The organism is Deinococcus sedimenti (genome assembly GCF_014648135.1).
Classification (GTDB): Bacteria; Deinococcota; Deinococci; order Deinococcales; family Deinococcaceae; genus Deinococcus; species Deinococcus sedimenti.
In genome coordinates, this window is record NZ_BMQN01000001.1 from 782,362 (window position 1) to 805,861 (window position 23,500).

Below are 23,500 nucleotides of genomic sequence, written 5' to 3' on the forward strand. Positions count from 1 at the left end.
TGAACGCAATGCACGCAACCCCTGCCTGATTGGGGCGGCCGCCTCCTACAATCGGGAGCGAACACCCATGACACGGATTCCGTCTGCTGCGTTGACCACCCGGAACTTCACCGGGTGGCCCACTCCACGCCCGGAACGGTTTACGCAAACCGTTCAATCGGAGTGCGGATGACCCGACGCCGCCCCAACCTTCAGGGCCGACTGGTGCGCCTGCACCTGATCGTCCTGTGCGCCATGACCGCCCTGCTGGTCGGCGTGCAGACCGCGCAGCTGTACGGCGAGGCCCGCGAACGCCTGGGTGAACGCGCCCTGACCGCCAGCCGCATCGTGGCGAAACTGCCCGTGGTGGTGCAGGGCACCACGCGCGGCACGCAGAACGCTGGCTTGAACGCCCAGGTGAACCTGCTGCGCGAGGAGGCCGGGGCGGACTTCATCGTGGTGGGGAACGCGCGGGGCATCCGGCTGGCGCACCCCGTCCCCGAACGGCTCGGCAAACCCATGGAGGGCGGCGACAACGAGCAGCCGCTGGCGGGGCAGGAGGTCGTGTCGGTGGCGCGCGGCAGCCTGGGCCTGAGCGTGCGCGGCAAGGTCCCCGTCTGGGCGGGCGGCGTGCCCGGCACGCGCGTGGTGGGCGTGGTCAGCACCGGGTACCTCATGCCGCAGGTGTGGCATCTGGTGGGCAGCGCGCTGATCAGCCTGCTGCCGTGGTTCGTGCTGGCGCTGGGGCTGGGCACCGTCGGCGCGGTGTGGGCCGCGCGGCGCCTGCGGGCCGAGATCCTGAACCTGGAACCCGAGCAGATCGCCGCGCTGGCCCGCCAGCAGCGCGCCGTGCTGGCCGCGCTGCGCGAGGGCGTGCTGGCGGTGGATGCGGGTGGGCTCGTCACGCTCAGCAGCGACCGCGCCGTGACCCTGCTGGGCGGCCAGAGCGCCCCCGCCCCACTGGCGACCCTCTGGCCGGAACTGGCCCTCCTGACCGGCGGCCACCCGGTCGCCCGCGCGCAGAACCTGGAGATCACGCTGCGCGGCCAGCCGGTCCTCGTGAACCTCGAACCGCTGGAGGGCGGTGGGTTCGTCGCGGGCTTCCGCGACCGCGCCGAGGCGCTGGCCCTGGCCGAGGAACTCACGCACGCGCGCGGCTTCGTGGACGTCCTGCGCGCCCAGACGCACGAGTACCAGAACCGCCTGCACGTCCTGTCCGGCCTGCTGCAACTGGACCGCTCCGAGGAGGCCCTGCGCGTCCTGAACGCCGAGATTCACGCCGACGCGCAGTTCCGCCAGCTGCTGCGCGACGTGCAGGTGCCCCGGCTGGTCGCGCTGCTCGCCGGGAAACGCGAACGCGCCCAGGAACTCGGCATCGACTTCCAGATCACCGAGGGCAGCCACCTGGGGCCGCACTGGGAACGCCACGCCGACACGCTGGTCAGCGCCGTCGGCAACCTCACCGAGAACGCCTTCGAGGCCCTCGCCGGTCAGCCCGGCCTGGTCACCGTGACGGTCGGGGAGGACCCGGACGGCATGCAGGTCGAGGTGGAGGACAGCGGCCCCGGCATCGCCGAGACCCTGCGCGACACCCTCTTCAACCGGGGGGCGAGCAGCAAGGGCGAGGGCCGCGGGTACGGCCTGCACGGCGTCCACGCGCGCGTGCAGGGCCTGGGCGGCACCCTGCGTCACACCCGGCGCGGCCCCCTGACCGTCTTCCAGTTGAGCCTCCCGCAGCCCCTCCCGCACCGCCCCACCGACCCGTCCGAGGTGACCGCATGAACGCCCGAATCCGCGTGCTGCTCGTCGAGGACGACCTGCGCGTCGCCCGCATCAACCGTGACCTGCTCGAACGCGACCCCGACGTGCACGTCGTCGGCAGCGCCGCCACCTGCGCCCAGGGCGACGCTCTGGCCCAGGCGCTGAAACCCGACCTGATCCTGCTGGACGTCCATCTGCCCGACGGCAGCGGCCTGGGCCTGCTGCGCCACTGGCGCGCGCACGGCCTGACCACCGACGTCGCCCTGATCACCGCCGCCGACGACGAGGCCAGCGTCCGGCTGGCCCTCGCGCACGGCGCGTTCGACTACCTGATCAAACCCTTCACCGGCGCGCGGCTTCAGGACCTGCTGTCCCGCCACCGCGCCCGCCGCCTCCCGCCGCCCGGCGCGGCCCGCCTGGACCAGGGCCGCCTCGACCGGCTGCTCGGGCACGGCGCCCCACAGGCCGCGACCCTGCCGCGCGGCATCGACCCGAACACCCTGGACCGCGTCGCGCAGGCCCTGACCGGCGCCCCGCAGGCCGTCACCGCGGAGGAGATCGGCGAGCAGGTCGGCCTCAGCCGCGTGACCGCGTGGCGGTACCTCGAGCACCTCGTCCGCAGCGAGCAGGCCACGCTGGAACACCAGTACGGGAATGCCGGGCGGCCCGTGAAACTGTACCGGGCACGCGCTCCGGGCGGAACGTAAGCCCCTCACCCCCACGGGCAGAGGCGGCACGTACACTGGGGGCCCGATGCGTCCCGTGCTGTTCACCTCCCTGCTGTCCACCACCCTGGCCCTGCTGACCGCCTGCGCCCCCACGCTGATCCAGCACCCCACCGTCACCCCACCCCTGCACCTGGAGGGCGAGGCTCCGGACGTCGTGCTCCTCAGCGTCGGCGGGCGGTGCGGCGTGCCCTGCGTCGCCCCGCGCGACAACTGGGCGTACCTGGGATCCCGCGGCACGGTGGACCGCGTGGCACGCGAGTTCGAGGCGGCCGGCCTGACCGTGCAGGCCGCGAACTACGCCAGCAGCCCGCTGGACCGCTTTCCGTCCGCCCGCACCGGCACCGAGCAGCGCGGGTACGCGGCCCTGCTGACGGACCTGGACGCCCTGCGCGCCACTTGGACCGGACGGAACGCCCCGCGTCTCGTGCTGCTGGGGCACTCGCAGGGCGTCGCGTGGCTGCATCAGCTCACCCGGGACCGCGCGGACGTCCCGTTCGCCATTCAGATCGACCTAGACGGCATCTGCCTGGGCTGGAAGTCCGACTTCGGCCCGCTGATCCGCACCACAGATCCGTTCTCCCCCCTGAGCGCCTGCGACCCGCTGACCGTGGCGGGCCAGCGCGTGAACGGGAAGGACGTCGTGTGGCCCAACGTGGCCCGCGGCATCGAGGTGCAGAGTAAACGCCTGCCGCAGCGCGGCGCCGCCAACGGGTACGCCGTGAATTACCTGTTCGAACTGGAGGGCAACGTGCGCCTGGACGGCTCCACGCGCGGCCTGACGCGTTTCGTGTCGCCACGCGAGGACCACAGCGCCATCACGTACCCGAACAGCGACGCGCTGACCTGGGTTGCCGGACAGCTGCGCGGCGTCATCCAGACCTGGACCCCGCCCACATCACCCTGACGGCCCAGGCAGAGGTCGGGAGAACCTCCTGGCGCTGTTCCGACATGCGCTCTCGACGGACTGCCGCCGCGTCAGGTCAGGCCGGACCGCAGGCTGCTCAGCCAGTCCTGCGCGGCCTGCGCGTCCTGCACCGATGCGCCGCGTTCAGCAGGAAACCACGCGAGCAGGTCACCAAGCTGCTCGGGCGACACATCCGCCCCGCTGAAGATCACCTTGTGATCGCCGTCCAGCAGGTGCAGCAGACCCACCGGGCTGCCCGCAGTGCGGGTGCCGACGGGCAGCGGTGCCCCCAGCCACACGGCGTCCACCTCGGCCTGATCGGCCGGATTCAGGGTGCCCGGCAGGCAGCCGTAATTCACGGGGGCTGGCCGGTCCTCCACGCGCAGTGGGTCCAGGCCGCCGCCGCGCCACACGAACCGCTCCCGCTGCCCGGACGTCCACTCGACCACGCCCTCCCACACCCTCAAGGTTTCACCTCGTACAGTTCCACCTGCCGCAGCACGGTGCCGCCGAACGACAGGACCGCCCGGTACGAGCCGGGCGTCGCCGCCGCCAGGATGAACGTCGCGTTGCGCTGCGTGGCGTCCAGGTACACGCTGTCGGTTCCCAGGGACTCGCTGCTGTTGAACCACGCCACGCTCAGGTAACCGGGCGCGAACCGTCCCTCCACCTGGGCGCGCAGGACCAGCCGCTCGCCGTCACGGGTCAGGGTCGCGCCGGTCACGCGGGCCGGCAGGTCGGGTTCAATCTGACCTGGGATGAGCGGCACGAAATTGTACCGGCAGCCGCTCAGGGCGGGGCACAGCAGGACGAGCAGGAGTAGGGAACGCCTCACGCCCCCATGCTACCTGCCCGCAGCGCCCGGCGGATCAGCGCAGACGCATCAGCGCAGGCGCCGCGCCTCGATGAAGTCGATCACGGCCTGCCTCGTTCCCCCCAGGAACGTCAGGGGCCGCGCCATGGCCGCGATGATCGTGATGTGATTCAGTTTCGGCAGGACCGTCCGCGTGACGGGGATTCCCGCGCGCTTCAGGGCCGCTTCCATGTTCACGGCGTTCTGCGGGTACACCGTGTCGTCGTTCTCGGCGACCAGCAGCAGGTGGGGCGGCGCGTCCGGGCGGACGTGCCGGTCCGGCATGACGTCGTCCGGGGTCGAGCCGACCGGGAAGGCGTTCGCGCTGCCGAACTGCCGGAAGTCGTACGAGTACGGGCCGGCCACCCCGATCACCCCGCGGACCGCGCTGACCGGCACGCCCGCTTCCGACAGCCAGCGGACGTTGTCCACGGCCTCCACCGCATTGAACCCCCCGGCCGAGTGACCCATCACGAACAGGTTCTGCGGGTTGCCGCCCAGCGCCGTGGCCTGATCCCGCAGCACCTTCAATGCCTGCGCGGCGTCCTGCACGTACGTCGGGTAGCGGTTGACGGGCGCGAGCCGGTAACTCATGACGGCCGTGACGTACCCGGCGCGTGCCAGGGATTCCCCCACGAACTTGTGACCGTCCTTGTCACCGTTCACCCACGACCCACCGTGAATGAACAGCACGACCGGCGCGTCCTTGGCGTTCTGCGGGGCATACACGTCCATCACGTTCCGGACGTCCGGCCCGTAGCGGATGTCCGGCGTGACGGTCAGGCCAGCGGTGGAGACGACGCGGTTCAGGGTGCCCTGCGCGCCGTCACGCGAGCAGGCACTCAGGGCGCCCATCAGGGCCAGGGCCCCCACCCCCAGCAGCGCGAGACGGGACGGATGAGACCGGAGAGACAACGGAATGGGCATGCCACAGGCTAGGTCAGTAACCGGTTCACGGCAGGGGGCGCAGACACAGTCCAGGGGTGCCGCGCGCGGTCAGCGTGCCCTGCCACACATCCCGCCGCGTCCGGCGCGCTAGCCTGACGCGTGATGAGCCCCCGCCCCGACCGCCCGCTCGACGCTGTCGTGATCGGCGCCGGACCCGCCGGCCTGACCCTGGCCGCCGAACTGGCGCGAACCGGGCAGCGGGTCCAGGTGGTCGCCCCGCACGGCCCGCAGGCCTTCCCCGCCACGTACGGCGCGTGGCTGGACGACCTGCCCGACTGGGCGCAGGCCAGCGCCGCGCACGTCTGGACCGACGTCCGCGTCTACACCGGTCAGCAGCCCACTCCACTCCTGCGGCCCTACGCGCTGCTGGACAACGACCACCTGCGGCGCACGCTGATGGACCGCGCCGGACCGACCGGCTGGACGCGCGGCACCGTCATCCACGCGCAGCGCGACGGCACGCTGTGGGCCGTTCACACCCGGGAGGGCGACGTCCTGCGCGCCCCGTTCGTGGCCGACGCCGCCGGTCACTCGGGGAGCCTGACGCGCCCCCACCATCCCGGCGGCGCCGCCCTGCAGACCGCGTACGGCCTGACCGCCGAGTTCGACACGCCTCCCAGTGCGCCCGGCGCGATGGTCTGGATGGACTACCGCACGCCACACGGACCCGGAGACGACCCCACCTTCCTGTACGCCATGCACCTGGGCGGCCGCCGGTACTTCGTGGAAGAGACCAGCCTGATCGCCCGCCCCGCCCCCACCCGCGCGCAACTGAGTCAGCGCCTGCACGCCCGGCTCCGCGCCCAGGGCACCCCACCCACCCGCGTCCTGCACGAGGAATGGGTGGCCTTCCCCATGAACGCCGCCGCACCGGCCCCCGGCGGACCGCTGGCGTTCGGAGCGGCGGGCGGCCTCGTGCACCCCATCAGCGGATTTCAGGTGGCCGACGCCCTGCGCACCGCGCCGCTGGTGGCCCGGGCGGTCGCCCAGTCCCGGTCGACAGGCGCAGACCCGCATGACGCGGCGTGGGCGGCCCTCTGGACCCCGGAACGGCGCGCAGCGCGCGAGGTGCACCTGCTGGGCGTGCAGGCCCTGCTGAACCTGACCGGCGAGCAGCTCGCCCCGTTCTTCCAGGCGTTCTTCGCGCTGCCACCCGCCGCCTGGCACGCCTTCCTGGACCCCGACACGCCGTCCGGGCCACTGGCGCGCACGATGCTGCGCCTCTTCACGCGGCTGCCCACCCGGACGCGCCTGCCCCTGGCCCGCGCCGCGCTGGCCCACCCTGCCGTCAGCGCCCGCGCCCTGCGCAGCGCCCTAAACGCGTCTACAGGCTCCGCCCATCCGCCGCGGTCCTCGGCCCGTCAGGCTGACGGAATGACCGACAACCCACGCCCGGAATCCACCGACCATACCGCCGCCGACCAGACCGTGCTCGACCGCGAGGACCTGAATCAGACGCAACCCGTGACGGACGGCATGCAGGGCGCCACCGGCAGCGCCGACGCCAACGGCCTCGACCCCGACGCGGACCTCGCGGAGCGCGTGGCGGAACTGCGCGAGAACCTGCGGCCCCTGACCGAGTCCTGAACTCCGGCAGCAGCTGAACCTATACTCGCCGTATGTCCCTACTCGACATGATCGGGCCCGTGATGATCGGGCCCAGCAGCAGCCATACCGCCGGCGCCTGCCGCCTCGGTCTGGTCGCCCATCACCTGCTCGGCGAACCGGCCCGCACCGCCCAGATCGGCCTGCACGCCTCGTTCGCCAAGACGGGACGCGGACACGGCACGCACCTCGCCCTGATCGCGGGCCTGCTGGGCTTCCGGCCCGACGACCAGCGACTCCCGGAGGCATTCGAGGAAGCTCAGGCGCAGGGGCTGACCTTCGAGTTCCACGATGCCGACCTGGGCGACGTGCACCCCAACACCGCGCACATCGAGGTGAGCGGCGCCACTCAGCGGGTCACCGTGCAGGGCAGCAGCACCGGCGGCGGCGTCATCCTCGTGACGCACGTGCAGGGCCTGGGCGTGAACTTCAGCGGAGCCAGCCCCACCCTGATCGTGCGCTACACCGACGCGGTCGGCATGATCGCCCGTGTGGCGACCACCATCGCCGCGGACGGCGTGAACATCGCCACGCTGACGTGCACCCGGCAGACCCGCGGCGGTCAGGCGCTGCTCGCCGTGGAACTCGACCAGCCGCTCAGCGCCGAGGGACAGGCGTTCCTGGCCCGCTGGTCGGACGTGAACTGGCTGCGCATGCTGCCGAAACTCATGGACGGCTGACCCGCCGCGCCCGCCCCCACCCAGCGCCTGACCCCTCGACCGCCCGACGGCACAGGAGCCACCGTTGACCCACCCGGCCACGCCCCTCCCCACGCCCTCCGCCCTGGAGCTGGAACTCCTGGCGCTCGAGGGTGCCATGTACAACACGCCGGAACGCACCGACGCGCGCATCCGCGACCTGCTGCGCGCCGCCCTGGACGGCGGCGACACGCGCGCCGTGGCCACCGCGCACCTGATGCTCGGCGGCTGCGCCCTGTACACCGGACAGCTGCCCAGCGTGAAAGCCGAACTCAGCACCGCCCTGGCGCTGTCACAGGACCTGGGCGACCCCCGCCTGATCGCCCGCTGCCTGAACGGCCTGGGGTTGTACCACGACCGGGCCGGCGAGTACGACCACGCCCTGCAGTCGTTCCTGGACAGTCTGCGCTACACGCAGGCCGTCGGGGACGACGCGGGCAGCTTCCGCGCTCTGAACAACCTCGCCAGCCTGCACGCGGATACGGGGAACCTCGCGCAGGCCAGGGCGTTCCACGAGCGGTCCGTGCAGCTGGCCGAGGTGATGCAGTCCCCCATCATGCTCGCCGCCGCCATGACCCACCTGGTCGTCATCCACTCCCGGCAGGGCCACCCCCAGCGGGTCCTGGATCTGGCCGACGAACACCTGAACCTGATCGAACGGGTCGGGCCGCCCCGCTGGGTCAGCACCGTCCTGGAATGCGTGAGCCGCGCCCTGCTGCGCACCAACCGGCCCGACGAGGCCCTGCGGGTCGCGCTGACCGACCTGGACGCCGCCCGCACCCGCCACGACGACGAGGGCATCAGCCGCCTCGCTTGCGCGGCCGCGCAGGTGTACCTGACGCAGGGCCGACCGCAGGACGCCGCGCCCCTGCTCGCGCAGAGCCTGGAACTCAGCCGGCGGCTGGGCAGCCGACCCGTGCAGATCCTCGCGCTCGAGGGCCTCTCGGCCCTGCACGAGCAGACCGGCAACCACACCCAGGCGCTGCGGTACGCCCGCGAACACCACGCCCTGGAACGCGAGGTGCACGAACGGGAGGTCGACGCCCGGTCCCAGCTGCTGACCGCCGAAATCCGCCTGGAACTCCTGAACCGCGAAACCGAGATCGAGCGGCTGCGGAACGTGGAACTCGCGCAGGCGAACCAGCAGCTGCGCGTCACGCAACAGGACCTGCTGCACCGCGCCACGCACGACCCCCTGACCGGCGTCGCCAACCGCGCCCACTTCAACCACCTGACCGCCGACACCCTGAGCAGCCTGCAGCCCGGCGAACTGGCCGCCCTGATCTTCATCGACCTGGACCGGTTCAAGGCCGTCAACGACACGCTGGGCCACCCGGCCGGCGACACGCTCCTGCAACACCTCGCGCGGCGCCTGCAGCTGGCCGTGCGCACCACCGACGTCGTGGGCCGCATGGGAGGCGACGAATTCACCGTGCTGCTGCGCCGCGTCGCCGCGCGTACCGACGCCATGCTCGTCGCGGAGAAACTCGCCACCGTCGTCAACCAGCCCTTCGACCTCGGGGGCCACGAGGTCACCCTGACCGCCAGCATCGGCTGCGCCGTCGCCCCGCAGGACGGCATGGACGGCGACACCCTGCAGCAGCACGCCGACACCGCCATGTACCGCGCCAAACGCACCGGCGGCAACCGCGTCCTGCGGTTCGAGACCGACATGGGCGAGCCCGGCGAGGACCAGCTGCTGGAACGCGAACTGCGCGGCGCTCTGGACCGGGGCGAACTCTGCCTGCACTACCAGGGCTGCTACGCGCTGCGTCCCGAACGCCTCGTGGGGTTCGAGGCGCTCCTGCGCTGGGATCACCCCCGGCGCGGCCTGATTCCACCCGGCCGTTTCATTCCCATGGCGGAGGACACCCGGCTGATCCTGCCCATCGGCGAGTGGGTGCTGCGTGAGGCGTGCCGACAGGCGGCCGAGTGGTCCTTCCCGGAGCTGGACCTGTGCATCTCCGTGAACGTCTCGCCGCTGCAGTTCGACCTGCCGCACTTCGTCGACACGGTCCGCGCGGCGCTGGACGCCACCGGCCTTCCCGCCCGTCACCTGATCGTGGAACTCACCGAAAGCCTCGTGATGCGGGACCTGGAACGCGCCCAGACGCACATCCGCGAACTCAAAACCCTGGGCGTCCAGATCGCCATGGATGATTTTGGCACCGGTTACAGCAGCCTCAGCCTGCTGGAAGCCCTGCCGTTCGACCGGCTGAAGGTCGACCGGTCGTTCACGCGGCACCTGAGCACCGACCGCCAGCCGCGCGTCACGGCCCTGATGGGCGCCATCATCCAGCTGGCGCAGACCCTGGAGATGCAGGTGACCGTCGAGGGCGTCGAGGAGCAGTCGCAGAGCGATCGCCTGCGGGACCTGGGGTGCGACCACGTGCAGGGGTTCCTGTTCGCCCGCCCGGTCGGTCCCGACGAGGCTGCCAGGCTCATCCCGGGCGCCACCCCAGATCCCAGCTGACGGCGTCGGCCTCATCACGCAGCAGACGCAGCAGCGCGTCGCCCCGCAGGCGAGCTGTGGGAACACTCACCCCCAGCGCCGCCAGCACCGTTCCCTGGGCGTTCCTCACGGGCACCGCAAGGCCGGACGTGCCCACTGCCCACTCGTCGCGCGTCACCGCCGCGTCCTTCGCCCGGATGATCGCTCCTTCCGTCCCCCAGGTCTGGCCTCCCGTCAGCGTTTGGGCAGTGAAGGCCGATGCCTGCGCCGGGAGCGCGCGCCCTGCCAGGGCCAGCAGCAGCTTCCCGCTGGCGGACGCGTGCGCGGGCAGCTCGAAATCCAGCTCCCCGGCAACCGGCGGACCGTCCCGGCCCTGCACGCTCCGCGCGATGCACAGCACCCGCCCTGAACTGCCGTCCAGGACGCTCAGGAACGCCAGGGCGTGCCCGGCCCGCGCGACCCGCTCCATCGCCGCGTGCGCCGGTCCGTACCAGGGCAGGCTGCCATACAGCGCGCTGGAGAGTTTCAGCAGCCGCCAGCCCAGCCGGTACCGACCCCGACCCACCCGCACCAGCAGGCCGGTGTCGCACAGTGCGGTCAGCTGCTCGTGCAGGGTGCTCGTCGGCACGCCCAGCTGCCGCGACAGGTCCGACAGGCGCCACTCGGTGTGATCCGCGTCGAAGGCCGAGAGGACGTCCACCGCGCCCGCCAGCAGGGAAGAGGAAGCCACGGGCGCAGGATGACACGATTCCGGTCAGGCCGGAAAGGCAGCGCGGGGAATTACAACGTCAACCCCGAGATCACCTCCGCCGCCCGCGACACCCCGTCCTCCGCGCGGATGCGGGCACCCAGGGCCGCCGCCCGCTCCTTCATGGCGGGATCGGTCACGGCGCGCGTCAGGGCCTCCGCCAGCGTCCGCTCGTTCAGGGCCCGGCGCGGCACCGGGGCGGGCCCCACCCCCAACCTCTGCACGCGGTCGCCCCAGAACGGCTGATCCCCGAAGAACGGTACGACGACGTTCGGGACGCCCGCCGCGAGGCCCGCCGCCGTCGTGCCCGCTCCACCGTGATGCACCGTCGCCGCCACGCGCGGGAACAGCCAGTCGTGCGGGACGCTGTCGGTCACGAACACGGTGTCCGGCACGTCGGCGGCGCTCAGGCCACCCCAGCCGCTCAGCAGGACCGCCCGCTGCCCGCTGCGGTCCAGAGCCCGCACCACCGCGCGGGTCGTCGCCTGCGGGTTTGGGGTGGTCATGCTCCCGAACCCGATGGACACCGGGGGCGGCCCGGCGTCCAGGAACGCCTCCAGCGCGGGCGGCGGCGTCCAGGCCTCCTGCGGCAGGAACCAGTAACCGGTCAGGTGCTGCGCCGCGTCCCAGTCGGCGGGGCGGGGCAGCACCGCTGGGCTGATCCCGTGCAGGGTCGGCAGGGGCCGCAGCGGGCGCGGGCCGAGCAGCGGGGCGGGGGAGAGGCCCAGCACCTCGCGCCGCGCGCGCGAGTCCGCCGAGCGAAACATCTGCCACATCACCTGCCGCGTCAGGACGTGCGACAGGAGATTCGCCCAGCCGCCCAGCCGCGCGGTGGCCGGCGGAACGATCGCGCCCGGAAACGCCCGCGTGGGGTGGAACGGCACCACGTGCGCCTCCACGAGCGGCACACGCAACTTCTCCGACAGCGCCTGCGCGACGTTCAACCCGCCGATGCCCGCCACGAGCAGGTCGGCGCCCCGCGCGGCCACCAGGCCGTCCTCGGCCCACAGCAGCGCGCCCTTTTGCGTGGCGCGGGCGGACACCCGGTTGATCGCCAGCATGTTCCCACTGGCGAGCGCGGCGCGCATCTCGGGGCTGTTCACGACCTCCTGCACGTCCCCGCGCATCGGGGCGAACTCCAGCCCCGCGCCCGTCACGAACGCCCGGAACGTCTCGTGCGAGGCGAGCCGCACCGCGTGCCCCGCCCGGCGCAGCCCCAGTCCCAGCGCCACGTACGGCTGTACGTCCCCGCGTGACCCCAGCGCGATCAGCGTGACCCTCACGCGCGCCCCGCCGCGACCAGCGCCAGCAGCACGTCCGCCACGCGCTCCGCCGTCACCTGCGGGTCGGGGAGAGGCTCGCCCGACAGCGCGCCCTGCACGCTGTGGCCTAGCACCAGCGTCAGGCCGGTGCGCAACAGCTCGCCGGTGTCCACGCCGCGCAGTTCGGGGCGCGCCGCGAGCGCCTGCGCGCCCAGGTCCGCCGTCCCGGCCAGGCCGTCGGCGAACGCGCGGCCCAGGTCGCGGCGGATCAGGCCCTCGGACAGGATCACGCGCAGCAACCCCGCCTCGTCCTGCGCCAGCGCCGCCAGGGGCACAGCCAGAAACGCCCGCAGGAAGTCCCGCAGGTTCAGCGCCGCCAGCGCCGCCGGATCGAGCGAGTCGCGCGCCTGTTCCCCCAGGGCACCGAACAGGCCCAACAGCAGGTCGTCCTTGCCCCGGAAGTGGTGGTAGAGGGTGCCCTCGGCCAGTCCCGCCTGCCGCGCCACGGCGCGCATGGTCGTGCGGTGGAACCCGTCCTGCGCGAAGCAGGTCTGCGCTGCGCGGAGGATCGTCGCCCGCCGCTGAGGATCGTCCGCCGGGCGGGGCGAGGTCCGCTTCGCGCGTTCATCCTTATCCGAGTGAGTGTTCACTCATTCATGATGCTGGACTCCTGTACCGGTCGCAAGAGGCGCAGACTACTTTCCGGTCAGGCCGGAAAATGCGATTGCGGGAGGCGGATGGCGGATGGAAGATGGCGGCACAGAACTGGACTGTGAGTACCGAGGACATCTGCCCAAGCACACGCTTCGGCCACTGCTCGCCTCACAGCTCATAGCCGCCACTCCCCGGAGGACCCCCCATGACCCAGCCCACCACCGAACCCGCCCCCGTCATCCGCGCCCCGAGAGGCGCACAGAAAACCGCCAAGGGGTGGGTGCAGGAGGCCGCCAAGCGCATGCTAATGAACAACCTCGACCCGGACGTTGCCGAGCACCCCGACACCCTGGTCGTGTATGGCGGGCGCGGCAAGGCCGCCCGGAACTGGGAGGCCTTCCATAAGATCGTGGAGACCCTGGACCGACTGGAGGACGACGAGACGCTGCTGATCCAGTCCGGCAAACCCGTCGCCGTGCTGCGGACGCACGAGTGGGCGCCGCGCGTGCTGCTCGCCAACAGCAACCTCGTGCCGCACTGGGCGAACTGGGAGACCTTCGACAAGCTCGACCAGGCGGGCCTGATGATGTACGGCCAGATGACCGCCGGAAGCTGGATCTACATCGGCACGCAGGGCATCCTCCAGGGCACCTACGAGACCTTCGCCGGAGCGGCCCGCAAGCACTTCGGCGGCAGCCTGAAAGGCACCATCACCGTCACCGCCGGGCTGGGCGGCATGGGCGGCGCGCAACCGCTCGCCGTGAAACTCGCCGGGGGCGTCAGCATCAATATCGAGATTGACCCCACCCGCATCCAGAAACGCCTTGACACCCGCTACCTCGATGAGGTCGCCACGAGCCTGGAGGACGCCATCACCCGCGCGGAAAAATACAAGGCCGAGGGCGTCGCCCGGTCCATCGGCGTGCAGGGCAACGCCGCCGACCTCGTCCCGCAGCTTGTGGCGATGAACTGGACGCCGGACCTCATCACCGACCAGACCAGCGCACACGACCCCATGTGGGGCTACCTCCCACCGGTCAGCGCCGACGAGGACGCCAGCCGCCTCCGCACCGACCACCCCGACGAGTACAGACGGCGCGCGTACGAAGCGATGGCCGCGCACGTCCGCGCGATCCTCGAACTCCAGAAACGCGGCGCGGTCGCGTTCGACTACGGCAACAACCTCCGCCACCGCGCCCAGGAAGCGGGCGTGGAGTACGCCTTCGACTACCCCGGCTTCGTGCCCGCGTTCATCCGCGACTCCTTCTGCGAGGGACGCGGCCCCTTCCGCTGGGTGGCGCTGAGCGGCGACCCCGAGGACATCCGCGCCACCGACCGCGCGCTGCTCGACCTCTTCCCCAACGACGAACGCCTGCAATCCTGGCTGACGTACGCCGCCGACCAGATCGCCTTCCAGGGCCTCCCCGCCCGCATCTGCTGGCTCGGGTACAAAGAACGCGACCGGGCCGCGCGCCTCTTCAACGAGATGGTCGCCGACGGCCGCCTGAAAGCCCCCATCGTCATCGGCCGCGACCACCTCGACGCCGGAAGCGTCGCCAGCCCCTACCGCGAAACGGAAGCCATGCTGGACGGCAGCGACGCCGTCAGCGACTGGCCCCTCCTGAACTTCGGCCTCGGCATCGCATCTGGCGCCAGCTGGATGAGCTTCCACCACGGCGGCGGCGTCGGCCTGGGCTTTTCGCAGCACAGCGGCCTCGTCATCGTCGCCGACGGCACGGAAGCAGCCGCGCAGAAACTGTCCCGCGCTCTGACCAACGACCCCGGCATGGGCGTCATCCGCCACGCCGACGCCGGATACGACCACGCCCTGAACGTCGCGCGGGAACGCGGCCTCGACCTCCCCAGCCTCGGCATCGAAGACCATACCAAGGGCGGGCAGTGACCCAGCCCACCCACCTGCCCTACGGCGGGATTCCGACCTTCGCGCGCGCGCCGATGGTTCAACCCGAGAGTGACTGGACGGTGGACGTGGCGGTGCTCGGCATTCCCTTCGATATCGCGCTGGGCTTCCGCCCCGGCGCCCGCTTCGCGCCCCGTGCGCTGCGGGAGGCGAGCCTGCGGAGCGTGCCGCCCTTCACGGGCCTGGACGGCGTGACGAGGCTGACTGGTGTGACCTTCGCGGACGCGGGGGACGTGGTGCTGCCCAGCCTGGAGCCGGAACTGGCGCGGCAGCGGATCAGCGCGGCGGCGGGATACGTGCGGGACCGGTGCAGTCTGCCGGTCTTTCTGGGTGGCGACCACAGCGTCACGTACCCGATCCTGCGCGCGTTCGCGGCTGTGCCCGACCTGCACGTGGTGCAGCTGGACGCCCACCTGGACTTCACGGACACGCGGAACGACACCCGCTTCAGCAACAGCAGTCCGTTCCGCCGTGCATGCGAGGACCTGCCCAACCTCGTGCACATCACGACCATCGGCCTGCGTGGGCTGCGCTTCGACCCGGAAGCGGTCGCGGCGGCCCGCGCGCGTGGGCACGCCCTGATTCCCATGATGGACGTCGCGGGCGACCTGACGCGTGTGCTGGAGCGGTTGCCGCGCGGGAAGAACGTGTACCTCAGCGTGGACGTGGACGGCTTCGACCCCAGCATCATTCCCGGAACGAGCAGCCCCGAACCGGACGGCCTGACCTACGCCCAGGGGGTAGCAATCCTGGTGGAAACGGCGCGGCACAACACCATCGTCGGCCTGGACATTGTGGAACTCGCCCCGAACCTCGACCCCACCGGACGCAGCGAACTCCTGATGGCGCGGCTGATCATGGAGACGCTGTGCGCCGTGGACGAATTCAGTGCCGCGCAGCCGGGGTGGACACGATGACGGAAACTCTCTTCACGAACATCAGCCAGCTCGTGACGCCTGCGCCCGGTGTGCAGCGCGGCGCGGCCATGAGCGACCTGAAGGTCATTCCCGACGCGGCGATGCTCGTGTCGGGCGGTGTCATCCGCTGGATTGGCCCGCGCGCCGACGCTTCCGGCATGGTGCAGGAGCATGATCTGGGCGGCGTGGCAGTCGTGCCCGGATTGATCGACCCGCACACGCATGCCGTGTGGGCCGGGGATCGCCTCGCGGACTTCGAGGCGCGCGTGCAGGGTGTCCCGTACGAGGAGATCCTGGCGCGCGGCGGTGGCATCCGTAGCTCCATGCGGGCGACCGGGGCGGCTAGCGTGGACGATCTCGTGGCGCTCGCCCGTCCCCGCCTGGAGGCGCTGCGCGCCTCTGGCGCGACGACCATCGAGGTCAAGAGCGGATACGGAATGGATTTTGACGCCGAGCTGCGGATGCTCCATGCGGTCCGCGCCCTCCAGTCTGAATTCGGGCTCGTGCCGACCCTGTTGATTCACGTGCCGCCCACAGAGGGCCGCGCCGAGTACGTGCAGGCGGTCTGCCACGACCTCATCCCCGGCGTGGCGCGTGAGGGGCTGGCGACGGCGGTGGACGTGTTCACCGAGCGCGAGGCGTTCACGGTGGACGAGACCCGCGCCATCCTCCAGGCAGCCAAAGCACATGGCCTTCAGACGAAGCTGCACGCCGATCAGTTCCACGCCATCGGCGGCACGGAACTGGCCTGCGAACTCGGTGCCCTGAGCGTGGATCACCTGGAAGCGAGCGGTCCCGCGCAGATCGCCGCGCTGGCCGCATCGGACACCGTGGCGACCATCCTCCCCGGCGTGACCCTGCACCTGGGTCTGCCCGCCGCGCCGGGCCGCGCCCTCATTGACGCGGGCGCGGCGGTCGCCGTGGGGACCGACCTGAATCCCGGCTCGTCCCCCGTGTTCAGCACGCAACTCGCGCTGGCGCTGGCGGTGCGCCTGTGCCGTCTCACGCCCGCCGAGGCGCTGACCGCCAGCACCGTGAACGCCGCCGCGGCCCTGGGCCTGAGCGACCGGGGAGCTCTCGCACCCGGCCAGCGCGCCGACTTCCTCGCCCTGCACAGCCCCGACTGGCGCGACCTGCCCTACACCCTCGGCGCGAACCCCGTGCGGAACGTGTTCGTCGGCGGCTCTGCGCTATGAAATCCGGCCTCTGAGCCGTTCCCATCAACCATCCACCATCACCCATCAACCCTCCGAAGGAGCCCCCCGTGATTCTCGATCAACACCTGTCCCTGTCTGATTTTCTGTCTGTCGTGCGTGGCGGCGAGCCTGTCGAGCTGTCGGAGGCGGCGCGTGGGCGCATCCTGCGGGCGCGGGCGGTGATCGAGCGGATCGTGGATGGTGACGCGGCGGTGTACGGCGTGAACACGGGCTTCGGGAAGTTCGCGTCGGTGCAGGTGCCGCGTGAGGGGCTGGAGGAGTTGCAGCTCAACCTGATCCTGTCGCACGCGATCGGGGTGGGGGAGGCCCTACCGACGGAGGTGGTGCGCGGGATGCTGCTGCTGCGCGCGCAGTCGCTGGCGCTGGGGCATTCGGGGGTGCGGCCCGAGGTGGTGGAACTGCTGCTCTCGCTGCTGAACGTGGGGGCGCACCCGGTCATTCCGGCGCAGGGGAGCGTGGGCGCGTCGGGGGATCTGGCGCCGCTGGCGCACCTTGCTCTGGCGTTGATCGGGCACGGCGAGATCGAGTACCGGGGCGAGGTGCGTGCCAGTGCGGACGTGCTGGCCGAGCTGGACCTGACCCCGCTGGTGTTGCAGGCGAAGGAGGGACTGGCGCTCATCAACGGCACGCAGCTGATGGGCAGCCTGCTCGCGCTGGCGGTCGCGGACGCGCGGACGCTGCTGGGGACGGCGAATCTCGCGGCGGCCATGACGGTCGAGGCGATGTACGGCTCGCACCGGCCCTTCCAGCCGGACGTGGTGGGCCTGCGCCCCCACCCCGGCGCGGTCGCGGTGGCCGAGGAACTGCGGTTCTTCCTGCGGGACTCACAGATCGCCCCGTCACACTTGGTGGGAGACGGGAAGGTGCAGGACGCGTACTCGCTGCGCGCCGCCCCACAGGTGCACGGAGCGAGCCTGGACGCCCTCGCGCACGCCGAGCGGGTCCTGGCGGTCGAGTTCGCGTCCGTGACGGACAACCCCCTGATCTTTCCCGACACCGGCGACGTCGTCAGCGGTGGGAACTTCCACGGGCAGCCGCTTGCCGTGACCATCGACGCGCTGAAGGTCGCCGTGGCGGAACTGGGCAGCATCAGCGAGCGCCGCTGCGAGCAGCTTCTGAACCCGTCCCTGTCGGGCCTGCCGGGCTTCCTGGCGCCGCAGGGCGGCCTGAACAGCGGCTTCATGATCGCGCAGTACACCGCCGCCGCGCTCGTCAGCGAGAACAAGGTCCTCGCGCACCCCGCCAGCGTGGACACCATCCCCACCAGCGCCAACCAGGAGGACCACGTCAGCATGGGCGCGCACGGCGCCCGGCAGCTGCGGGCCATCCTGGAGAACGTGCAGAACGTCATCGGGATCGAACTGCTGTGCGCCGCGCAGGCCCTCGACTTCCAGACCCTCCACGCCGGACGGGGCGCGCAGGCCGCGTGGGAGCACATCCGCGCGCACATTCCCAACATGACCCGCGACCGCTACTACCGCCCGGACCTCCTGAAGATCGTGGAGATGGTCCGGGGCGGTGAACTGCTCCGCGTGGCGCGGGAGGCGTAGGGGACCCCTTACCGGTTCAGCCAGTCCAGTCCGCCCACACGGCTGTCTGCGGGCAGGTCGAGCTGGGCGGTGCCGAGGTGCGCGAGGTGGAAGGTCGGTGGCGTGTCCGTGACGGGCCAGCCGAGCGCGGCGCGGATCAGTGCTCCGGCGAAGTCGTGGTGCGTGATCAGCGCCACCCTGTCCTGACCGGGGTGCCGGGCGCGGAGGTCATTCAGGACGTGCGTGGCGCGGGCGTGGAAGTGGGGTTCCTCCCACGCTTCCGCGCCGCCGTCCCAGGGGTGCCCGGTCAGGTGCGCGGGCCAGATCAGCGCGGGGCAGTGCGTGCGGAGGCTGGCGTGGTCGCCGCCCGTGACGGGAGTGAAGCCTCCGGCGGGGCCGGTGGTCAGGCCGCCGTACTCGTACGTCCGTTCGATGCCGTGCGCAGGGAGGTTCAGGCGCGCAGCGATGGGCGCGGCGGTCTGCACGGCGCGGAGCATCAGGCTGGTGTACAGGTGCGTTATGCCGTTCAGGTAGGCGTCCTGTGCGAACTGCTGCGCAGTGGCATGCCCGTGCGCGGTCAGGGGTGGGTCGGGCTGCCGCGCCTGGGCGTAGTCCGGGCGGTCCTCGATGACGTTGTTCTCCGATTGCGCGTGGCGGATCAGCAGGAGCTTCACGGCGGCACCGTAGCGTGTCCGTGCGCTCCGGACGGCCTCACCGCGCGCTGATTCGGCTAGACAGGCCGGGGCGTACGATGGGAGCCACTTTTCCGCACCTGATTCCCCATTCACCATCCGTGCGCCGCGCACGTTTCAAGGACGCTATGACCACCCTCGACGACATCCTGAACGCCCCCCACCCCGCCTCCGAATGGATTCTCACGCAGGACTGCGCCGAGACCGGCCTGCACCCCGACGACATCCGCGCCGAGATGCTGCGCCGCATCCGCGAGATGCGCGCCAGTATCGAGCGCGGCCTGAGCAGCGACGCGAAAAGCATCACGGGAATGGTCGGCTGGAACGCCAAGGGCCTCTGGGACGCCCCGGACGTCCTCGGCGCGCCTGTCCTGAAGCGTGTGCAGGCGTACGCGATGGCCGTGAACGAGGAGAACGCCCGCATGGGCCGCATCGTCGCCGCTCCCACCGCGGGCAGCGCGGGCACCATCCCCGGCGCGCTGATCGGCGTGGCCGACCACCTCGGCATCCCGGACGAGCAACTCGTGAACCCCATGATCCTCGCCGCCGGGATCGGCAAGGCCATCTCGAAGCGCATGTTCATCAGCGGCGCGGCGGGCGGCTGTCAGGCCGAGATCGGCTCCAGCGCCGCCATGGCCGCCGCCGCCATCGTCGAACTGATGGGCGGCACCCCCCGTGCCGCCGTGCACGCCGCCAGCATGGCCCTGATGAACACCATCGGCCTCGTGTGCGACCCGGTCGGCGGGTACGTGGAGGTCCCCTGTGTGAGCCGCAACGCCTTCTACGCCGTGCACGCCGTCAGTGCCGCGCAACTGGCCCTGGCGCAACTGGAATCATTCATCCCGCCCGACGAGGTGCTGGGCGCGATGGCCAGCGTGGGGCGCATGATGCCCGCCGCGCTGCGTGAAACCGCCGACGGTGGCCTCGCCCAGACGCCCACCGGACTGGCCGTCACCGCCCGCATGGAAGGCAAGAAGGAGGGTGAGGGACCGGGAGGCATGATCGAACTGCCACTGGCGTAGGTGGACAGGAGCGGGCCGACCCCATCTGCATAGGGAGCGGCCCACTCATTTGGCTCGTCAGGCCCGGCGCAGCCTGCGTGTCATGACGGCACGACCAGCCACCGCACCCGCCAGGACCGACAGGACGACGGCTCCCCCGGCCAGCACGAAGTCGCTCGGTGGCGCGTCCCAGCCCACCGTCTTCCCGAGCGTTCCCTGCGCCCAAGCCCACGCGAGCGGGTAGGTCAGGAACGCCGCCGCGACCGTCCACACGCGGACGCGGGCGGCGCCCAGGCTCAGGCCCAGCAGCGCCAGCACCCCTGCCGTCGCGAAGTTCAGCAGGGTCAGCAATCCCCACCCCGGCTCCTGCTCCGCGACCAGCCGCAGCAGTGCCCCCGACAGTCCACTCAGCGCGAACGCCGCCACGCCCACCGTCGCCACGCTCAGCAGGACATCCACCAGCACGCTCCGGCGAGGGATGAGCCGTGCCGAAGCGAGGGTGTCCCGCGCCCAGCCCGCATCCTCCGGCCTGACCGCCTGCGCCTCGTGGTCCATGCCGTCACGCCACTCGTCGGGGGTCACGCGCGCACCAGGGTCAGGCGGTCGGTGGCGGCACGGACGCTCCCCGCTGCGCACGCCGCGATCACGGCCAGCACGGGCCCTGCCTCATCCGAAACACCGCTGATCGGCGTGAACGGAGCCGCGTTGCCCAGCACGGCCTGCAACGCCACCACCGCTAGCCACGCCCCGGGCAGGAACGCCAGCGCGCCCGCTCCGGCCTCCAGCGCCATCACGCGCCGGGCACCCAGCGCGGCGCCGACCACGCCCGACAGGATCATCACGCCCGGCCACAGGCCATCCTGCGCGTCGTGCCGCCAGAGGAACTGGGTGAGCACCACGCCCACGCCCAGAGCGGCGAACACTGCCGCCGCCACGCCCACACCACGCCACCAGAACCGTCCCGCCGCCAGTCTCGTCTGCGTGGCCCACTTCCGGTCGTTCACGCTGGAGGCTTCGTTGTGCATTCCGGTTGTCCATTCGTCGGGCGTCATGCGTGTCTCGTCCTGGGGAGTTTGATGCGAGCGAGTCCGATTCCGGCGCCGAGCGCAACCAAGTTGAGGGCCAGGGCGACCAGCACCGGGGCACTGAGGGCGTCCTGTGGGACGGGCAGGATGTCAACGGTAAAGGTTCCGACGTCCGGGAAGTTCGACTGGACGTTCAGCGTGACGAGGCGCGCCGCGACTGAGTACAGAAACATGGCGGTCAGGAGTGACATCGTTGCCTGAAGGGGCGTAAATCCCCTGCGGGTGAGCAGGTACCCCAGACCGGCGATCAGCAGCCACTGTGGATTGAACGGCCTGACGATCATGTTCATGGCCCCGGGTGGTACGGGAGCCAGGGCCCCTACCAGGGCGGCGTTGATCACGGCCATGAGTGACAGGGTGATGACCGTGAATCCCAGCGTGATGACTGCAGCGGTCAGCCATGCCCGGCGGCGCAGGTGGCGGCGGGTGTCCCGGCTCCAGCCCGTGTCCTGAACGCTGTCCGCTTCGTTGCGGATACCGTCGTTCCACTCGTCGGGGGTCACGCGAGGCTCCGGTGGTGGTGCTGTTGGCGGCGGAAGGGGAGGCCGAGGACGATGCCGAGGGCAGCGACGCCCAGCGCGACGCTCAGGGGGTAGGCGGGGAACCCGGCAAAGTCACGGAGGATCAGGTTGCCGAGGCTGGAAATGGTGATGGTGCCCAGCGCGGCGCACAGCAGCGTGATCCAGTGGGGGACGCGCAGGCGGGTGGCGACGGCGGCGAGCATGAAAACGGTCAGGATCAATCCGACGATGGGTAGTTGCGGGTCCTGGCTGCTGGTGATGGTCGTGACGGGTTGTGGGTTGCCCATCAGGTTCCATTTCAGGAACGTCAGGCTGTCCACGCCGTTGCGGGCGGCCTCGCGGGCCATGACGCTCCACTGCGTGCTCAGTGTCAGGGCGGCGGTGGCGGTCACGGTGCCGGTGGTGGCGAGCAGCGCGGTCAGGACGGTGCGGGCCAGCTGCCGGTGGCGCAGGTACGCTTGGATGTCGTGGGTCCACTGCGGGTCGGTGACGCTGTCCGCTTCGTTCTGGATGCCGGTGTTCCATTCTTCGTGGGTCATGTCAGGGCTCCTTTGGTCCGGCGGGTTGCGGGGGTGGGATCGTGTCGGTCGCGGGCCAGCTGGAGGCCGCTGTGGGTCAGGCGGTAGATGTGGCGGGGTGGTTTGCCGGTGTGGGGGGATTGTTCCCACTGAGCGTCCAGGTGGCCTTGTTCGTGCAGGCGCTGGAGGATGGGGTAGAGCGTTCCGCTTTTCAGACCGGTGCTCTTTGAGAGGTCGTAGCCGTAGGTGTGTGCGGGGTACGTTTGCTGGAGGGCGTGTAGGACGGCTTTCGTGTGCGGGCTGGAGTTGGGGGATCGCGGCATGCCCTATTAACAACATATGTAGAGTTTCAAGTCAAGCGAAAGCGAGGTGCTCCAGTGGCCTCCTCGCTTCCAGGTTCAGGTCAGAGGCGGCAATTCCAGTGCTGCCCGCAGGTCCTGGTGCGACCACAGCACCCGCGCCGCGCCGATCGCCTGCATCTGCGCCGCGCCGTCCGGGTGCACGTGCCCAGCGGCCAGCAGGGCAAAGAGTGTCGCACCCGCCCGCACGCCCGCTGTCCCCCCCGGCACGGAATCCTCGACGACCACGCAGCGCGTGACGTCCACGCCCAGCTGCGCGGCCGCGAACACGTACAGCTCGGGGTGCGGTTTGCCCCGCCCGCCCACCCACGACGGATCGTAGGCATGCTCCCCGACCAGGTCCGCCAGCCCCGATGCGCGGAGCTTCAGGTGGAGGCGATCCCGTTCACTGTTGCTCGCCACCGCGAACGGAATGCCTGCCGCGCGCAGGGCCAGCAGCGTCTCCCGCGCGCCCTCGATGGCCGCCAGCGTGTCGAACGCCGCGTTGAACCGCTCCTCCAGCACCGGCAGGAACGCGTCGGACGCCGTCCAGCCGTGCAGTTCCTCCAGGCGCAGCAGCACGTTCGGGAACGTCTGCCCGACCGCCAGATGCGAGAACTCGTTCGCCGGAAGGGGCAGCCCGAACTCCGCCAGCGTCCGCACCCACACGCCCTCCGCCAGGTGCTCGCTGTCCACCAGTACGCCATCCAGATCGAACAGCACCCCCTCGAACGGCATCAGGTGTCGCTGTCCGGGCCGTGCTCCCAGCCCGCCAGCACGTGAATGTGCGTGTGGAAGATGACCTGACCGCCCCCGGTCCCGCAGTTCACGACCAGCCGGTAATCCTCGGCGTGCATCCGCGCCACCTTCACCGCCGTCAGCCACAACTCGCCCATCTCGGCGGCGTCCGTGATCGCGTCCACGCGGGGCGTCATCCGCTTCGGGATCACCAGCAGGTGAACCGGCGCCTTCGGGGCGATATCCCGGATCGCGATGTACTTCTCATCCTCGAACACGACGTCACTGGGAATGTCCCGCGCAATGATCCGCTCGAACAGGGTGGGCTGGTCACTCATGCCGCCCACTGTAGAGCAGTTTCCAAGTTCATCCGGCAGGAGGACGCCCAAAACCAGCAGCCCGCTCGTGCTGTCTTCACGTGGCATTTACCT

General features: G+C 71.1%; 25 protein-coding genes. 11 read left to right on the top strand and 14 right to left on the bottom strand.

What is annotated here, in order from left to right:
• The first annotated feature begins 168 nt into the window (after positions 1-168).
• The 3 genes from IEY69_RS03835 to IEY69_RS03845 are packed head-to-tail and all read left to right on the top strand — an operon-like array spanning position 169 to position 3,372.
• Positions 169-1,761 carry an ATP-binding protein gene (locus IEY69_RS03835; RefSeq protein WP_189071784.1) on the top strand — a complete coding sequence of 531 codons (1,593 nt, stop codon included), beginning with the start codon at positions 169-171 and terminating at the stop codon, positions 1,759-1,761.
• Positions 1,758-2,447: a response regulator gene (locus IEY69_RS03840; protein WP_189071785.1), complete on the top strand. Its 690-nt coding sequence runs from the start codon at positions 1,758-1,760 to the stop codon at positions 2,445-2,447. Before IEY69_RS03835 ends, IEY69_RS03840 begins: the two co-directional genes overlap by 4 nt.
• A 46-nt stretch (positions 2,448-2,493) precedes the next feature.
• Positions 2,494-3,372 carry a lipase family protein gene (locus tag IEY69_RS03845; protein WP_189071786.1) on the top strand — a complete coding sequence of 293 codons (879 nt, stop codon included), beginning with the start codon at positions 2,494-2,496 and terminating at the stop codon, positions 3,370-3,372.
• Between the two features lie 71 nt (positions 3,373-3,443).
• Here the strand turns inward: IEY69_RS03845 and IEY69_RS03850 are convergent, their stop codons facing one another.
• From IEY69_RS03850 to IEY69_RS03860, 3 genes are read right to left on the bottom strand one after another with little or no spacing between them, the layout of a single operon-like run.
• Complete coding sequence (locus IEY69_RS03850) at positions 3,444-3,833, bottom strand: inorganic diphosphatase (RefSeq protein ID WP_308425446.1); 390 nt, start codon at positions 3,831-3,833, stop codon at positions 3,444-3,446.
• Positions 3,834-3,835: 2 nt separating this feature from the next.
• Positions 3,836-4,207, bottom strand: coding sequence for a hypothetical protein (locus IEY69_RS03855; RefSeq protein ID WP_189071788.1), 372 nt, complete (start codon positions 4,205-4,207; stop codon positions 3,836-3,838).
• A gap of 48 nt (positions 4,208-4,255) precedes the next feature.
• Entirely contained in the window at positions 4,256-5,152 is an 897-nt protein-coding gene (locus IEY69_RS03860; protein ID WP_189071789.1) for an alpha/beta hydrolase, read from the bottom strand.
• Between the two features lie 123 nt (positions 5,153-5,275).
• On the opposite strand from IEY69_RS03860, the gene IEY69_RS03865 reads away from it, so the two are divergent.
• From IEY69_RS03865 to IEY69_RS03875, 3 genes are all read left to right on the top strand, one after another.
• Positions 5,276-6,760, top strand: a complete 1,485-nt coding sequence (locus IEY69_RS03865; protein WP_189071790.1) for a lycopene cyclase family protein — start codon at positions 5,276-5,278, stop codon at positions 6,758-6,760.
• Positions 6,761-6,792: 32 nt separating this feature from the next.
• Entirely contained in the window at positions 6,793-7,458 is a 666-nt protein-coding gene (gene sdaAB / locus IEY69_RS03870) for an L-serine ammonia-lyase, iron-sulfur-dependent subunit beta (RefSeq protein ID WP_189071791.1), read from the top strand.
• A gap of 64 nt (positions 7,459-7,522) precedes the next feature.
• Positions 7,523-9,949 (top strand): putative bifunctional diguanylate cyclase/phosphodiesterase, encoded by a 2,427-nt coding sequence (locus IEY69_RS03875; RefSeq protein WP_189071792.1) that lies wholly within the window; start codon positions 7,523-7,525, stop codon positions 9,947-9,949.
• On the opposite strand, the gene IEY69_RS03880 is transcribed toward IEY69_RS03875, so the two are convergent.
• From IEY69_RS03880 to IEY69_RS03890, 3 genes are read right to left on the bottom strand one after another with little or no spacing between them, the layout of a single operon-like run.
• Positions 9,918-10,658: an IclR family transcriptional regulator gene (locus IEY69_RS03880; RefSeq protein WP_189071793.1), complete on the bottom strand. Its 741-nt coding sequence runs from the start codon at positions 10,656-10,658 to the stop codon at positions 9,918-9,920. The two genes, IEY69_RS03875 and IEY69_RS03880, sit on opposite strands and share 32 nt — an antisense overlap.
• A 50-nt stretch (positions 10,659-10,708) precedes the next feature.
• Complete coding sequence (locus IEY69_RS03885; RefSeq protein ID WP_189071794.1) at positions 10,709-11,959, bottom strand: glycosyltransferase; 1,251 nt, start codon at positions 11,957-11,959, stop codon at positions 10,709-10,711.
• Entirely contained in the window at positions 11,956-12,588 is a 633-nt protein-coding gene (locus IEY69_RS03890) for a TetR/AcrR family transcriptional regulator (protein WP_189071795.1), read from the bottom strand. Before IEY69_RS03890 ends, IEY69_RS03885 begins: the two co-directional genes overlap by 4 nt.
• A gap of 209 nt (positions 12,589-12,797) precedes the next feature.
• Between IEY69_RS03890 and hutU the strand changes: the two genes are divergently transcribed.
• The 4 genes from hutU (at position 12,798) to hutH (ending at position 18,197) form a co-directional block, all read left to right on the top strand.
• A complete protein-coding gene (hutU, locus tag IEY69_RS03895) occupies positions 12,798-14,495 on the top strand; it encodes a urocanate hydratase (protein ID WP_189071796.1) in 1,698 nt (565 codons plus the stop codon).
• Complete coding sequence (locus IEY69_RS03900) at positions 14,492-15,430, top strand: arginase family protein (RefSeq protein WP_189071797.1); 939 nt, start codon at positions 14,492-14,494, stop codon at positions 15,428-15,430. The genes hutU and IEY69_RS03900 overlap by 4 nt, the downstream gene beginning before the upstream one ends.
• Positions 15,427-16,626 carry an imidazolonepropionase gene (gene hutI / locus IEY69_RS03905; RefSeq protein WP_189071798.1) on the top strand — a complete coding sequence of 400 codons (1,200 nt, stop codon included), beginning with the start codon at positions 15,427-15,429 and terminating at the stop codon, positions 16,624-16,626. Before IEY69_RS03900 ends, hutI begins: the two co-directional genes overlap by 4 nt.
• A gap of 68 nt (positions 16,627-16,694) precedes the next feature.
• Positions 16,695-18,197, top strand: a complete 1,503-nt coding sequence (gene hutH, locus IEY69_RS03910) for a histidine ammonia-lyase (protein WP_189071799.1) — start codon at positions 16,695-16,697, stop codon at positions 18,195-18,197.
• Positions 18,198-18,205: 8 nt separating this feature from the next.
• Here hutH and IEY69_RS03915 read toward each other — a convergent pair whose 3' ends face one another.
• Positions 18,206-18,850: a histidine phosphatase family protein gene (locus IEY69_RS03915; protein WP_189071800.1), complete on the bottom strand. Its 645-nt coding sequence runs from the start codon at positions 18,848-18,850 to the stop codon at positions 18,206-18,208.
• A gap of 146 nt (positions 18,851-18,996) precedes the next feature.
• Between IEY69_RS03915 and sdaAA the strand changes: the two genes are divergently transcribed.
• Positions 18,997-19,890, top strand: a complete 894-nt coding sequence (gene sdaAA, locus IEY69_RS03920) for an L-serine ammonia-lyase, iron-sulfur-dependent, subunit alpha (protein WP_189071801.1) — start codon at positions 18,997-18,999, stop codon at positions 19,888-19,890.
• Positions 19,891-19,947: 57 nt separating this feature from the next.
• On the opposite strand, the gene IEY69_RS03925 is transcribed toward sdaAA, so the two are convergent.
• From IEY69_RS03925 to IEY69_RS03955, 7 genes are all read right to left on the bottom strand, one after another.
• Positions 19,948-20,451 (bottom strand): hypothetical protein, encoded by a 504-nt coding sequence (locus IEY69_RS03925; RefSeq protein ID WP_189071802.1) that lies wholly within the window; start codon positions 20,449-20,451, stop codon positions 19,948-19,950.
• Entirely contained in the window at positions 20,448-20,921 is a 474-nt protein-coding gene (locus IEY69_RS03930; protein WP_189071803.1) for a hypothetical protein, read from the bottom strand. The genes IEY69_RS03925 and IEY69_RS03930 overlap by 4 nt, the downstream gene beginning before the upstream one ends.
• Complete coding sequence (locus tag IEY69_RS03935; RefSeq protein WP_189071804.1) at positions 20,918-21,457, bottom strand: hypothetical protein; 540 nt, start codon at positions 21,455-21,457, stop codon at positions 20,918-20,920. The genes IEY69_RS03930 and IEY69_RS03935 overlap by 4 nt, the downstream gene beginning before the upstream one ends.
• Positions 21,454-22,014: a hypothetical protein gene (locus tag IEY69_RS03940; protein WP_189071805.1), complete on the bottom strand. Its 561-nt coding sequence runs from the start codon at positions 22,012-22,014 to the stop codon at positions 21,454-21,456. Before IEY69_RS03940 ends, IEY69_RS03935 begins: the two co-directional genes overlap by 4 nt.
• Positions 22,011-22,316, bottom strand: coding sequence for a PadR family transcriptional regulator (locus IEY69_RS03945; RefSeq protein ID WP_189071806.1), 306 nt, complete (start codon positions 22,314-22,316; stop codon positions 22,011-22,013). Before IEY69_RS03945 ends, IEY69_RS03940 begins: the two co-directional genes overlap by 4 nt.
• A gap of 75 nt (positions 22,317-22,391) precedes the next feature.
• Positions 22,392-23,069: an HAD family hydrolase gene (locus IEY69_RS03950; protein WP_189071807.1), complete on the bottom strand. Its 678-nt coding sequence runs from the start codon at positions 23,067-23,069 to the stop codon at positions 22,392-22,394.
• Positions 23,069-23,407, bottom strand: a complete 339-nt coding sequence (locus IEY69_RS03955; RefSeq protein WP_189071808.1) for a histidine triad nucleotide-binding protein — start codon at positions 23,405-23,407, stop codon at positions 23,069-23,071. Before IEY69_RS03955 ends, IEY69_RS03950 begins: the two co-directional genes overlap by 1 nt.
• Positions 23,408-23,500: the final 93 nt, after the last annotated feature.

Excerpts from the sequence above, each read along its gene's own strand:
- IEY69_RS03945 (WP_189071806.1), bottom strand. The coding sequence starts at position 22,316 with ATGCCGCGATCCCCCAACTCCAGCCCGCACACGAAAGCCGTCCTACAC.
- IEY69_RS03955 (WP_189071808.1), bottom strand. The coding sequence starts at position 23,407 with ATGAGTGACCAGCCCACCCTGTTCGAGCGGATCATTGCGCGGGACATT.
- hutU (WP_189071796.1), top strand. The coding sequence starts at position 12,798 with ATGACCCAGCCCACCACCGAACCCGCCCCCGTCATCCGCGCCCCGAGA.
- IEY69_RS03845 (WP_189071786.1), top strand. The coding sequence starts at position 2,494 with ATGCGTCCCGTGCTGTTCACCTCCCTGCTGTCCACCACCCTGGCCCTG.
- IEY69_RS03940 (WP_189071805.1), bottom strand. The coding sequence starts at position 22,014 with ATGACCCACGAAGAATGGAACACCGGCATCCAGAACGAAGCGGACAGC.
- IEY69_RS03950 (WP_189071807.1), bottom strand. The coding sequence starts at position 23,069 with ATGCCGTTCGAGGGGGTGCTGTTCGATCTGGATGGCGTACTGGTGGAC.
- IEY69_RS03835 (WP_189071784.1), top strand. The coding sequence starts at position 169 with ATGACCCGACGCCGCCCCAACCTTCAGGGCCGACTGGTGCGCCTGCAC.
- sdaAB (WP_189071791.1), top strand. The coding sequence starts at position 6,793 with ATGTCCCTACTCGACATGATCGGGCCCGTGATGATCGGGCCCAGCAGC.
- IEY69_RS03860 (WP_189071789.1), bottom strand. The coding sequence starts at position 5,152 with ATGCCCATTCCGTTGTCTCTCCGGTCTCATCCGTCCCGTCTCGCGCTG.
- IEY69_RS03930 (WP_189071803.1), bottom strand. The coding sequence starts at position 20,921 with ATGACGCCCGACGAATGGACAACCGGAATGCACAACGAAGCCTCCAGC.
- IEY69_RS03865 (WP_189071790.1), top strand. The coding sequence starts at position 5,276 with ATGAGCCCCCGCCCCGACCGCCCGCTCGACGCTGTCGTGATCGGCGCC.
- hutI (WP_189071798.1), top strand. The coding sequence starts at position 15,427 with ATGACGGAAACTCTCTTCACGAACATCAGCCAGCTCGTGACGCCTGCG.
- sdaAA (WP_189071801.1), top strand. The coding sequence starts at position 18,997 with ATGACCACCCTCGACGACATCCTGAACGCCCCCCACCCCGCCTCCGAA.
- IEY69_RS03840 (WP_189071785.1), top strand. The coding sequence starts at position 1,758 with ATGAACGCCCGAATCCGCGTGCTGCTCGTCGAGGACGACCTGCGCGTC.